The sequence below is a fragment of the Pseudomonas frederiksbergensis genome, assembly GCF_003732665.1.
GTDB lineage: Bacteria > Pseudomonadota > Gammaproteobacteria > Pseudomonadales > Pseudomonadaceae > Aquipseudomonas > Aquipseudomonas frederiksbergensis_G.
In genome coordinates this window covers 96,612-108,754 of record NZ_MOBP01000012.1, presented here as the reverse complement: position 1 = coordinate 108,754, position 12,143 = coordinate 96,612, and the positions used below count along the sequence as shown (strand labels likewise).

General features: G+C 57.9%; 9 protein-coding genes. 1 reads left to right on the top strand and 8 read right to left on the bottom strand.

Going from position 1 to position 12,143, the window contains the following annotated elements; all coding sequences use genetic code 11:
• Positions 1 to 690: 690 nt before the first annotated feature.
• From BK665_RS18195 to BK665_RS18180, 4 genes are all read right to left on the bottom strand, one after another.
• Positions 691 to 2,313, bottom strand: a complete 1,623-nt coding sequence (locus BK665_RS18195; RefSeq protein WP_123407849.1) for an acyl-CoA synthetase — start codon at positions 2,311 to 2,313, stop codon at positions 691 to 693.
• Between the two features lie 124 nt (positions 2,314 to 2,437).
• Positions 2,438 to 3,994 (bottom strand): aminomethyl-transferring glycine dehydrogenase subunit GcvPB, encoded by a 1,557-nt coding sequence (gene gcvPB / locus BK665_RS18190; protein ID WP_123407847.1) that lies wholly within the window; start codon positions 3,992 to 3,994, stop codon positions 2,438 to 2,440.
• Positions 3,991 to 5,394, bottom strand: a complete 1,404-nt coding sequence (gene gcvPA, locus BK665_RS18185) for an aminomethyl-transferring glycine dehydrogenase subunit GcvPA (protein WP_123407845.1) — start codon at positions 5,392 to 5,394, stop codon at positions 3,991 to 3,993. Before gcvPA ends, gcvPB begins: the two co-directional genes overlap by 4 nt.
• Positions 5,395 to 5,429: 35 nt before the next feature.
• The gene (locus BK665_RS18180) at positions 5,430 to 6,602 is read right to left on the bottom strand and encodes an ATP-NAD kinase family protein (RefSeq protein WP_123407843.1); all 1,173 of its coding nucleotides are present in this window, start codon (positions 6,600 to 6,602) and stop codon (positions 5,430 to 5,432) included.
• A 159-nt stretch (positions 6,603 to 6,761) separates the two neighbouring features.
• On the opposite strand from BK665_RS18180, the gene BK665_RS18175 reads away from it, so the two are divergent.
• Positions 6,762 to 7,361: a TetR/AcrR family transcriptional regulator gene (locus BK665_RS18175; protein WP_123407841.1), complete on the top strand. Its 600-nt coding sequence runs from the start codon at positions 6,762 to 6,764 to the stop codon at positions 7,359 to 7,361.
• Between the two features lie 30 nt (positions 7,362 to 7,391).
• Here the strand turns inward: BK665_RS18175 and BK665_RS18170 are convergent, their stop codons facing one another.
• The 4 genes from BK665_RS18170 to BK665_RS18155 all read right to left on the bottom strand — a co-directional run bounded on the left by BK665_RS18170 (position 7,392) and on the right by BK665_RS18155 (position 11,815).
• Positions 7,392 to 8,159, bottom strand: a complete 768-nt coding sequence (locus BK665_RS18170; protein ID WP_123407839.1) for an IclR family transcriptional regulator — start codon at positions 8,157 to 8,159, stop codon at positions 7,392 to 7,394.
• A gap of 121 nt (positions 8,160 to 8,280) precedes the next feature.
• Positions 8,281 to 9,600, bottom strand: coding sequence for an MFS transporter (locus tag BK665_RS18165; RefSeq protein WP_123407837.1), 1,320 nt, complete (start codon positions 9,598 to 9,600; stop codon positions 8,281 to 8,283).
• Between the two features lie 77 nt (positions 9,601 to 9,677).
• Entirely contained in the window at positions 9,678 to 10,877 is a 1,200-nt protein-coding gene (locus BK665_RS18160) for a CaiB/BaiF CoA transferase family protein (RefSeq protein ID WP_123407835.1), read from the bottom strand.
• Entirely contained in the window at positions 10,874 to 11,815 is a 942-nt protein-coding gene (locus BK665_RS18155) for a hydroxymethylglutaryl-CoA lyase (RefSeq protein WP_123407833.1), read from the bottom strand. Before BK665_RS18155 ends, BK665_RS18160 begins: the two co-directional genes overlap by 4 nt.
• Positions 11,816 to 12,143: the final 328 nt, after the last annotated feature.

Below are 12,143 nucleotides of genomic sequence, written 5' to 3'. Positions count from 1 at the left end.
GACATGCGGAGCGTATGCAAAATAGTATGAACACATACGCCGCGTATAAACTAGCTGCCGCACGGACAGGCATCGTTAACCGAAGACCACCCTACCTAACGCGCCAGCAATCAGGAGCATTTATGATCGACAGCCTCACTGGATACCAGTCGCCGTCCATGATCACCGACACGGCAACCCGGGAATCGCTCAATGCGTTTATCACGAATATGTGGCGACCGGGGTCTTTCAACGCAATGGTGACGGCTGGACCTGGCTGTATTGGGGCGGCGGCGAACCGCAGAAAGTAGCCCGGCTGTAGTCAGCCAGATCTTGATTTCCCGCCCCTGTTTATCAACCCGCCATTAGGATTGCACCGGAGGCAACAGATGCCTTTTTTCAGAACGTCTGCCTTTCATCTTGACGGTGCTGCTCTTGAGAAGTGCCGACCCGCCGATTTTTTTGCCTGCGATACCTTGATGCAAGAGGACGCCGGCGCGCCTGACGCTACGCAGTCCAACGAACTTCACGAACTACCGACATCCCCTGCTCGACCACAACAAGGTCCGCCAGTGGCATCACCTGATTGCGGCTGAACGATACCGGGATATTCCGAACACGCGGTGGAACCCTGTGGACCGAGCCGGCATATCCCCATCCCGCCTATGTGCAACCTACGATCCACGCAGGTGTTTCCAAGTGGCGCTCTTGTCAGAGTGCCTTGGCCGAGTCGCGCAGCAAATACTTCTGGATCTTGCCCGTCGAGGTTTTCGGCAGCTCGCCGAACACCACGGTTTTGGGTAGCTTGAAACCCGCCAGATGCTCACGGCAGAACTGAATGACGTCGTCCTCTCGTGTGTCCTCATGCCCGACTTTGAGCGTGATAAACGCGCAGGGTGTTTCGCCCCATTTGTCATCCGGACGCGCAACCACTGCCGCTTCCAGGACCGCCGGGTGGCGATAGAGGACGTCTTCGACTTCGATGGTGGAAATGTTCTCGCCGCCCGAGATGATGATGTCCTTGAGGCGATCCTTGATTTCGACATAGCCGTCGGGGTGCCGAACCGCCAGGTCGCCGGTATGGAACCAGCCGCCCTTGAAGGCTTCGGCCGTGGCTTCGGCGTTTTTCAGATAGCCCTTCATTACCGTATTACCGCGCATGAAAATCTCACCCATGCTGTTGCCATCACAAGGCACGGGTTCCAGTGTTTGCGGATCGGCAACCATCAGCCCTTCGAGCGTCGGGTAGCGTACGCCCTGGCGCGACTTGATCTTCGCACGCTCATCCAGTGGCTGCTGATCCCATTGCTCATGCCAGGCGCACACGGTTACCGGACCGTAGACTTCGGTGAGCCCGTAAACGTGGGTAATCTTGATGCCCATTGCCTCCACCTCACCAATGACCTTGGCCGGTGGCGCCGCGCCCGCCACCATGGCGTTGACCGGATGATCGATGACGATCTTGGCCGAGTCCGGCAGGTTGACCAGCGCATTGAGGACGATGGGCGCACCGCACAGATGACTGACCCGATGTTTGTGAATCAGTGTGAGAATTTTTTGCGGGTCGACCCGACGCAGGAACACATGAGTCCCGGCCAACGCGGTGACGGTCCACGGATAGCACCAGCCATTGCAGTGGAACATCGGCAACGTCCAGAGGTACACCGGGTGGTTGCCCATGGCCCAGGTCATCTGATTACCCAAGGAATTGAGGTAGGCGCCACGGTGGTGGTAAATCACGCCCTTTGGGTTACCGGTGGTGCCGGACGTGTAGTTGAGGGAGATGGCTTGCCACTCGTCCTCGGGCCATTGCCAGGCAAACTGCGGGTCGCCCTCAGCCAGGAACGCTTCGTAGTCCAGTGCGCTGACGGCACTGCCTTCGCCGTACTCCGGATCGTTCACATCGACCACCAGCGGCGGATGGGAAAGCCCGCTCAAGGCCTCTCGGATTACCGCGTGGAACTCACGGTCGGTGATCAACACCTTGGCCTCGCCGTGATCCAGCATGAAGGCAATGGCCTGCGCATCCAGGCGTATGTTGAGGGTATTGAGCACCGCGCCGATCATCGGCACACCGAAGTGCGCTTCGAGCATCGCCGGGATGTTGGGCAGCATGACCGCCACCGTATCGCCCTTGCCGATACCCCGCCCGCTGAGCGCACTGGCCAGGCGCCTGCAGCGTTCATAGGTTTGTTGCCAGTTGCGCCGTACAGCACCGTGGATCACCGCCGGATACTGACCGTAAACAGAGGCCGTACGCTCGATGAAGCTCAGTGGCGAGAGGGCGATATGGTTGACTGACGAGGGCGCCAGTCCCGTTTCGAAAATCGACATGACGTTATCCTGTGAGGAAGGCGCCAGCCGTGTAGCGATGCTGGCAACCATCCGATGGCTGATTCTTAGCTCTGATCAGGTTTCGAGAACGTCCCCGCTTTATCGACGGGGACGCTACAACGGCTCAGGCAGTCTGCTTGTTGTTTTTGCGCAAGAACGAGCGCCAGGTCATGGCCCAGTGTTGCGGGTCTTCCAGGGGCGCGCTTTTCATCCGGTGAATCGCCTGGTTGTGCGGCGAGGTCTTGACGATCTCCGGGTTCGAGTAGGCCTCATCGCTAATGTGCGCGAGCACGGCAATCCACGTATCCAACGCTTCCTTGCCATACATTTCCCCCGCCTCGGGCGTGAAAGGCTCCGGCACCAGCCACGGATGATGGCTGCTCCACATCGGATCGATGCCGAAATCGCTCATGCGATTCTGCACGTCGTGGACGTCGACCCCGGTGTCTTCCTTGAGTTGCTCAAGGCTGTAGCGCGTCATCTCCATCCGCGGACTGGTGGCCTCGGGGTGGGAACGGGTTACGCCGCGTATCGCCAGCAAACCTTTTTCCATGTAGTTGTTGGCCAGGACCGAGATATCCGACGCTTCGGCCATGCCTTGCGCCCCCATAGCCCGCGACCAGGCGTAGGCCTTGAGGATGACGGGAACGTTGCCCCAGAACTCACGGATCTTGCCGGCGCTCTGCGGACGATCGTAATCCAGGCTGTAGCGCTCACCGTCGAACGCCACCACCGGTGCCGGCAGGAACGGCGCGAGTTCCGCCGAACAACCATAGGCACCCACGGCCGGGCCGCCTACTCCACTTTTCGGTGCGCCGAATGTTTTGTGCAGCATGAACATGCACGCATCGAAACCGAGTTCGCGAGCACGAATCTTGGTCATCGCGCCATTGAAGTTGGCGTGGTCGTAGAAGCACAGTCCGCCCGCCTCGTGCACCACCTGCACCCACTCGCGGATTTGCGGGTTGTAGACGCCCATGTCGTCGGGGTTATTCACCATCAACGCGGCGGTGCGATCAGACACAGCGGCCTTGAGTGATTCGAGCGACGGGTAACCGTTCTCCTCGATCATCAACGTGATCACCTTGAACCCGGCCGCAGCGGCGGTCGCTGCACTGCTCGGGTGCGTCTGGATCGTGGTGATGATCTCGTCACGCTGCGCCAGTTCGCCACGGGAGGCGTGGTAGGCACGGGTCACGGCGCAGTTGGTGTAGGCCGCATCGGCACCGCCACCCGCCTGGAAGATGAACTGATCCATCCCGGACAATTCACGCAGGATCGTGTCCATGCCATGCACCACTTCCAGCGCGCCTTGCAGGGTGTCTTCGTCCTGATACGGATGCACATGAGTGATTTCCGGGCGCCACGCCATCGCCTCGTTGATCTGGGCGTTGTACTTCATGGTGCAGGTGCCGAACAGGCTGATGTTCATCATGCCCAGGGTCTGTTGCGACAAACGCAAGTAGTGGTACAGCACCTCGGGCTCGGACATTTCCGGCAACGCCGGTTTGCGCGTGCGGCGCATATTTGCGGGAATCAAGCCGTCGGCACTGCCGACAGCGGCTTGCACCTCGGCTTCCACGTCAGAAAAAATCACGCCGCGACGGCCGGGATAGCCCATCTCCAGAATGACCGGTTCGCTCCAGACGGGAGCGTGGTATTCCTTGAGTGTCGTGCTCATTGTGCGATTACCTTTTTGAGTGCAGCGGTCAGACGCTCAAGGTCTGCCTGGGTGTGAATCTCGGTGACGCAGTAAAGGGCGCTGGCGCCCAGCTCCGGGAAGTCCTGTGTCAGGTCTTTGCCGCCGAAGATCCCGAGGGCGAGAAGCCGCTTGTTGATGTCCTTCACACTGAGTCTGGTGGCGTCGAAATTCACCACGAATTCCTTGAAGAAACCGCTTGGAAACGTCACGCGCACGCCTGGAATCTCAGCCAGCAGCTTCGTGGCAAAGTGAGCCCGTTGCAGGATCACTTTGCCCACGTCTTCAAAGCCTTGGGGCCCCATCATTGCCATGTACACGGCGTTGGCGATGGCCCACATGTACACCGAGTGCCCGGTCCAATCGTTGCCCTTGTCACGCAAGCCGTATGAAGATTGCTCGAACAGGCTCAGGCCAAAACCATATTCACCCGGCTTGGTGGTTTCGCCGATGCTGATGAACAGCGTTGGGTACTGGTGGGCGTACAGTTCTTCGTCGCGCGTCGCGATGAAACCGCTGACGCCGCCACCGCAATTCATATGCACCCCGAGTGGCTGCGTGGTGCCAACCACGATGTCCGCTCCGAAATCGATCGGTGCAGCCAGCACGCCCAGCGAAATAGGGTCGACACCGACGATCACTTCGGCACCCGCCGCATGGGCCATGGCGGCAATGTCGGCGCCTTGCTGTTCGATCACCCCGAAGTAAGACGGCGTTTCGAAATAGACGGCAGCGGTTTGCTCGCCGATCGAGGCGCGAAGATGATCAAGATCGAGCAAGCCGGTTGCCGGGTCATAGTCGACGAGGCGTACGACGATGTGGCTGGGCATGTCGACCGGTTCGCAGTAGTTGCGAATGATCGAAAGCCGCTCCGGGTCGATGGCGCGGACCACCGCCACTTCGTTGCGCCCGGTGATGCGTGTGGCCATGCGAATGGCGTGGCCCGCGGCGCAGCCCCAACTGCGCACCGGCAGGCCCACCAGGTCCATGTTCAGCAACTCGCCGAGCTGACTGCAGAACTCAAACCAGGCCTGGTTGCGCCCATGATCGGAGCTTGGCTCGCCGAACACCGACGTCAGCCACTCGTTGCGGCGCACAACCTCGTCGCACGCCGCCGGAACGTGGTGCTGCCAACAGCCGGCGCCCAGAAAGTTGAGATTTTGCTCGCACGTTTTGTTCTTCGATAGCGTACTGACCAGGTGCCGACGCAGCTCGCTCTCGTTGAGTGCCGGCGGCAGGTTGATCGGACGTTGCAGGCGATGGCCTTCGGGAATTTGCTGGAACAGTTCCTCGATGCTGGCGACGCCGATTGAATCGAGCATCTCCTGCTTGAGGGCGGGAACGGAGTTCGCCATGTAGGGGTGGGCAACATGATTACTCATGGGGTTATCCTCGTTTTTTCGGATGAAACAAATGATCAGGATCGAACCCTGAAAAAGACGGACCGGTCGGGTCCTGTGTGCACGCGTGTATGGCCACTGAGCATGGCGTCGATTTCGGCGTCGCCGGTGTCGACGCGCAGGCAGCCGGCGTCGAGGGAGATGAGCTTGTCCATCGAGGTGATCACGATGATGTTTTCGCGCCCGGTGCGGCGGATCACCTCGGCGCTGAGCTGTTGATTGCCGCGTCCGAACAAGCTGCCATGGCCGCCAAGCACGCCGACGATGATCCGTGTCTCATGGCCTTCCATCAGGCTGATCAACGCTTGCTCGTTGAGGTCGGCGCCTATCAGCGCGCCGTCCATTACCGCATCGACGCCAAGCAGCGTCGACGGCAGGCCGAGTTCGATCATTACCCGCCGTGTCGTGGTGCCGGGCCCCAGCAGGTAAAGGCAGCCGACTTTCATCTGGCGGACGATCTGCCGGGCCACGGCGTCGAGCGCCAGGTTTTCATTAAGGACGGAACCGGCCTTGGCGTTTTGCACCAGGTGACGCTCGTGGGGACTGAGCGCGTAGCCATACAGGCGCGCCGACATCTGATCAGTGCGCATGGCGGCCTCATCAATGTCCATGACCTCGGCCTCGCGAAAGCGCACCCTGGACTCGCCGGCCATGACACGTGCCGCGAGGCTTCCAGCGTTCTCGGGATTGGTGGCGAAGACGGCGGAATACATTTTCACGCCCGTCGGAATACCGAGGATGGGCACTCGATCGCTGACCATTTCCAGCACATCACGCGCAGTCCCATCGCCCCCGGCGAACAGCAACAGATCGACGGCAGCGTCTGCCATGACGAGCGCAGCCTTGCGAGTGTCTTCGGGCCGGCTCGATCCTGGTGAGGGGCGGTAGACGACAACAGGTTCAAGACCGGCTGCGCGGGCGATGTCTTCGCCCAGCGCCCCAGCGCCAGTCATCAATCGAAATGGCGTGGCCGAGGTCAATGCCGCCAGGCGCTTGAGCGCGAGAGCTGCCCGTTCGCTTGAGACCGGCCGCGCGCCACGGCGAATCGCTTCCTGCAAAACCTCAGGACCATCGGTGCCCTTCAAGCCAACACGCCCGCCCATGCCGGCAACAGGGTTGACAATCAGCCCGATGGTTTTGCCCTGGCCGGTGCTGAGGCTTGAAATATCGGAGTCGCGCTGCTCACGCATTGCTCGGTATCCTGTGCTGAATGACGGCGTTTCAGCGCCTGAGCAGCACACTGCCCAGACACATTGCATACGCCACGTATGTCAGCCACAATACGACATGCACAGCGTATGTCAACTCACATACGCCACGAATGTTATTTTTTATAAGGAAGAGGACTGATGGCGCAGAAGCGTGCGGACATGATTACCGAGACCCGCGGCAAGCTGATCAAGGCGGCGCGGGACGCATTCGCTGCGAAGGGTTATGCGGAGAGTTCGATGGATGATTTGACCGCTAAGGCCGGGCTGACCCGTGGCGCGCTTTACCATCACTTTGGTGACAAGAAAGGCTTGCTTCAGGCCGTCATCGCCCAAATTGATGAAGAGATGATGGCGCGACTGTCGGTCATCATCGCGCAGGCGAGCACCACCTGGGACGGCTTTATCGATGAGTCCATCGCTTATATCAAGATGTCCCTGGAACCTGAAATCCAGCGCATTGTGTTCCTCGACGGCCCATCGGTGCTGGGCGATCCCTCGCAATGGCCAAGCCAGAATGCTTGCATCCGCAGCACCCAGCGCAGCATCCAGAAGTTGATCGATGAAGGCACGATCCGCACGGTCAACACCGAAGCGACAGCACGCCTGATCATGGGCGCCCTGCTTGGCGCTTCCTTGTGGATTGCAAACGCTGAGGATCCGCAAACGGCTTCAGAACAAGTGGCCGAAGGTTTTGTGGCATTGGCTAGCGGATTGCTGCTGGAGAATAAAACGGCGTAATGCTTGCGGCTCGCAGAGGATGCGGTGTTTTTAAGGGTTCAGTCTGTTAAGCGCATCTCGCAACTCTGCATTACTGCCGCCCAGAGCGCTCGTTGCAATGGCCGCATTGCGCAGCAGAATTGATGCTGCGTGTTGGACATGCTCTTGCAGCAGGCGATCAGATGGGCCTGATAGTGTGAGTGCACCCTTAAGCTCGTAGCCGATCGAAAATACGGGGACCGATACAGCCGTCGTTTCCGGGTCCCGCTCACCAAAAGAACTGGCCCAAAAACGCTCACGTACGTCCGTCAAAGTTGGATCTCCCTGTCGAGAGAAAGCGCGAAGAATCTTCCCTGATGCACCGGAATGCAAAGGGAAGCGCGAGCCTTCCAATACCGAAACCCGCACGGCTCGTTTAGGCTCAACTCGAAACAGCACCACCCTGCTGCCGTTCTCAAGTACGTAGAAAGAGGACGTTTCACCGCTCTCCTCTGCTATTGACTCTAATAATGGATGGATGACATCACGAAGGCGGAAAGAGGCCTGGTACAACTGTGACAAACGAAGAGGCTCAGGCCCGACCGAATAACTACCGTCACTGAGGCGTCGCACAAAACCAGCCTTCTCCAACGAAGCAATCAAGCGCAGTATCGTACTTTTGTAGAGCCCGGTTCGCCTCGCCAGTTCGGCCAATGTCAGGCTTTCCTGTTCGACCTGAAAGGCCGCGAGAATCGAAAAAGCTCGATCGACAGCGGCGACTCCGCCACCTTCCACGCCGTTGGATTGATCAGAAAGGCTTGTTTCAGATTCGATGTTCATAGCTACTCAACGTCAGGTCTGAGCCCGAAAGCGATTCAGCGTCAGTCAGACAGCTATAATCGCCCGCAAGACAATTTCAATGAACTTAAGATACCTCCTGAGCAGCTATGGGGCCAGCGTGTCACTCCTCGCGCAGAAACAGGCGTAACGACACAACCATAGCTGCGGCCACAAACATGATGCATCCCATCACCATCAGCCCTGCTGTGAACGAGCCTGTGTAATCTTTGAGAAACCCCATCAGATAAGGGCCGACAAAACCACCGAAGGCACCAATCGAGTTGATCAAAGCGATCCCACCCGCGGCTGCCTGCCCCCGAAGAAACTTGCCTGGCAGGGTGTAAAAGATCGTTTTACCAGCAATCGTGCCAACCAAGGCCAACGTGATACCAGCCAATGCGGGAATCAATGCATTCATTTGCAATGCGAACAACAGCGCCAATCCCGCAAGCAGCATCGCAAGCGTAAGGTTGAAAATGCCCTTGCCAGTACGATCAACATGCTTGGCCCAGATCAACAGGCCAATGGTAGCGAAAAAGTAAGGAATCGCTGCTACCCAGCCGATCATGCTGACTTCTACGCCATGCGCCTTGAGCATCTGTGGCAACCAGATACCGATACCGTAGGAGCCCAAAGTAAAGCTGAACGTAATCGAGCTGAGAATCCACACCCGGGGATCCTTTAGCGCCATCTTGAAGCCGTGGCTGTGATGGCCCTTGCTTTGTTCTTCAGCCAGCATGCCGGCAATCAAATCACGTTCGCCAGGTGTCAGCCATTTGGCTTCTGCCGGATGATTGGTCAGCACTTTCAACGTGATCAACCCCAGGATGCAGGCTGGAATTCCTTCAATGATGAACATCCACTGCCAGCCCGCGAGTCCGAGGAAACCATGCATCTGCAAGAGCCAAATGGACAATGGCCCCCCTACCAGAAATGAAATAGGTGTGGCCACTGTGAACCATGCGAGCACCCTGGTGCGGTACTGCGCAGGAAACCACAACGTTAGGAAGAAGATGACGCCCGGAAAGAAACCTGCCTCGGCGATACCGAGGATCAGCCTTACTACATAGAAACTGTAAGGCCCGACCACCAGAGCCGTCGTGGCTGCGGCCAGTCCCCACGTGATCATAATCCGGGCCATCCACAGCCTGGCGCCGAATCGATACATTGCCAGGTTGCTGGGCACTTCGCACAAGCAGTAGCCAAAAAACATGATCCCTGCGCCAAGCCCGAACTGAGTAGCGGTCAGCCCCAGGTCACCGGTCATTTGCAGCGCGGCGTAACCTACGCTGGTGCGATCCAGGTAATTAAAGAAATAGGCAAGCGCAAGCAACGGAATCAAACGCCACGCAGCCTTGTGAAGGACGCGGGTTTGTTCTGCATCAAGAGGTTGCGCCGCGAAGCCTTTGGGACTTTTCGCAGATGTCGTCACAACAGCCATGACTGGTTTCCTCAGCTTTATTCTTATATGGCTGACGGCCGGGGAAACCATCAGCAAATTTGCTACAGGTTTGAAGGTCAGCGGACGATGCCGCGCCCCCGTAAGGACTCGATGTCCCCCGCGCAATAACCCATCTCTTCAAGTAGCTCCTCTGAATGGCTGCCTAACTCAGGCACATTCAGGCGAGCATCCATGCGCCGGCCGTTCATCTCGAACGGCAGCATCGGCACCTTCACTTCTTCGCCGTTTTCCAAAGAGAGATGTGCCAGGCCTCCAGAGGCATTCAGGTGTGGATCCTCGAACAGATCCTGGGGGCGCTGGATAGGAGAAAAAGGCAAGCCTGCTCGCTCGCACATGGCCATGACGTCATGTTTGCGCAGGCTGGCGAGCCGTTCCTTTACCAAGGGAAGGATCTTTGAACGGGCTTGAACACGTTGAGTGTTTTTCGCGAGATCGAGGTCACGGCCCAACTGATCGAAGCCGAAGGCATCGCAGAAACTGACCCATTGACTGTCGCTGACCACGCCCATGAAGACCTGCTCGTCATCCAGGGTGCTGAAGACGTCATAGATTGCCCACGCTGAAAGACGGCTGGGCATTGGAGCTGCGGGCTTGCCTGTGGTCGCCATTTGCATCATGTGCTGGCCGACTAGGAAAGCTGAGTTTTCAAAAAGGCCCGTTTGGACAAATTGCCCCTCACCGGTGGCCTTGCGTTGCCAAAGCGCTGCGAGGATTGAGATGGCGCTGAACATCCCCCCCATCACATCGTTAACCGAAGCACCCGCGCGCAATGGGCGACCTTCCGGGCCCGTCATGTAAGCCAGGCCGGTCATCATCTGCACCACTTCATCCAGCGCAGTCCGGTGCTCATAGGGGCCAGGCAAAAAACCTTTCATGGAGCTATAGATGATGTCGGGCTTGATAGCTTTCACGCCTTCATAACCCAGCCCAAGCTTTTCCATCGCGCCGGGCCGAAAGTTCTCGGTGACCACGTCCGCGCTTTCAATCAGCTTGCGTACCGCGGCCATGCCCTCTTCTGACTTGATGTCCACAGCAAAGCTTTTCTTATTGCGGTTGTAGGTCATCCAGTACCCCGCGCCAGAACCCGTCAGGCGGCGCGTGTTGTCGCCCTCAGGAGTGGGCTCGACTTTGATGACCTCCGCACCGAGATCGGCGAGTACCAAACCGCAAGTGGGGCCCATGACCATGTGCACGAACTCGACAACACGGATGCCAGCCAGCGGTAATGCCTGGATGTTCTGATTTTGCGTGCTCATCGAGCACCCCCGGCGTAGTGGAAGTTTTTACCCACGCCAGCGTCCGGGATAAACCCGTATAGCGGTTCACCAGGCAACCCTTGTTTAAGCCACTCACGAGCTGCCACCAGCTTGTCGATGTCGACACCTGTACGCAGCCCCATGGATTCGAGTAGATAGACGAGATCCTCGGTAACAATATTTCCCGAGGCGCCTGGTGCGTAGGGGCATCCTCCAAGGCCGCCCTGGGAAGCGTCGATAATCGTGACGCCTGCATCCAGCGCGGCAACCACGTTGGCCAGCCCTTGTCCGCGAGTGTTGTGGAAATGCGCACTGCCCGCTTTGGCTCCTATCTCGCTGCGCAATCGAGTGAAAAGACGGCGGACTTGAGCGGGATTTGCATAGCCGACAGTATCGGCCAGACCGACCTCATCAACGCCCAACTCCACCATGCGCAACGCCATGCGAATCACGTCGTATTCCGGGACTTCACCTTGAATGGTGCAGCCGAATACCGTAGACAAGCCTGATTCGATCTCGACATGCGGAAAGCGCTCGTTTCGAAGAGCGACAACGGAGCTCACCTCTTCGTAAACCTGCTCGTGGGTTTTTCGAATGTTGGCAAGTGAGTGTGGCTCGCTGACCGAGATTGGCATCGTGATTTTCTGAACACCAGCCATGAACGCTGCTTGCGCGCCCTTGAGGTTAGGCACCAGGGCGGTGACGAATACATCCTGTCTTTGCCGAAGATGAGCGACCAGCTCTGCTGCGTCAGCCATTTGTGGCAGCAGCTTGGGCGAAACAAAAGAGCCGACCTCGATTTCTTGAAGCCCGGCATCTGCCAGCGCAGTCAGCCACTGCTTCTTCAGCTCAGTGGGCATCGCTGCATTGACGCTCTGCAACCCATCCCTTGGGCCTACCTCGCTGATCAGAATATCTATGTTGTTTTTATCGTTCATCGCCGGCTCTCCGGGTGTTAATGCCATTCGTTCTATTGGACAGAACAACGTTCTGATTAAAATAATGGTCTTATCATTTCTAACTGTCAACGCCTCCCATCTGGAAATACATTGATACAGGCTTTTCACTTGAAATGATGCGGGCACGGTTGGTTCTGATTAGTGCCATACGGCAGAAGATGGGTTGACAGAACGCTAGATTAGATCAACATTTGTTCTGTCAGGAGACATATTATTCTGTCTGACAGAACAATAATAACGCTACGAACAAGCTCTCCCACCCTAGAAGGTCGATAGCTGCCTTGTTCGGCGCCAGTGTAGGAGTCGA

Coding starts and splice junctions, on each gene's coding strand:
- BK665_RS18195 (WP_123407849.1), bottom strand. CDS start 2,313: ATGTCGATTTTCGAAACGGGACTGGCGCCCTCGTCAGTCAACCATATC.
- gcvPB (WP_123407847.1), bottom strand. CDS start 3,994: ATGAGCACGACACTCAAGGAATACCACGCTCCCGTCTGGAGCGAACCG.
- gcvPA (WP_123407845.1), bottom strand. CDS start 5,394: ATGAGTAATCATGTTGCCCACCCCTACATGGCGAACTCCGTTCCCGCC.
- BK665_RS18180 (WP_123407843.1), bottom strand. CDS start 6,602: ATGCGTGAGCAGCGCGACTCCGATATTTCAAGCCTCAGCACCGGCCAG.
- BK665_RS18175 (WP_123407841.1), top strand. CDS start 6,762: ATGGCGCAGAAGCGTGCGGACATGATTACCGAGACCCGCGGCAAGCTG.
- BK665_RS18170 (WP_123407839.1), bottom strand. CDS start 8,159: ATGAACATCGAATCTGAAACAAGCCTTTCTGATCAATCCAACGGCGTG.
- BK665_RS18165 (WP_123407837.1), bottom strand. CDS start 9,600: ATGGCTGTTGTGACGACATCTGCGAAAAGTCCCAAAGGCTTCGCGGCG.
- BK665_RS18160 (WP_123407835.1), bottom strand. CDS start 10,877: ATGAGCACGCAAAATCAGAACATCCAGGCATTACCGCTGGCTGGCATC.
- BK665_RS18155 (WP_123407833.1), bottom strand. CDS start 11,815: ATGAACGATAAAAACAACATAGATATTCTGATCAGCGAGGTAGGCCCA.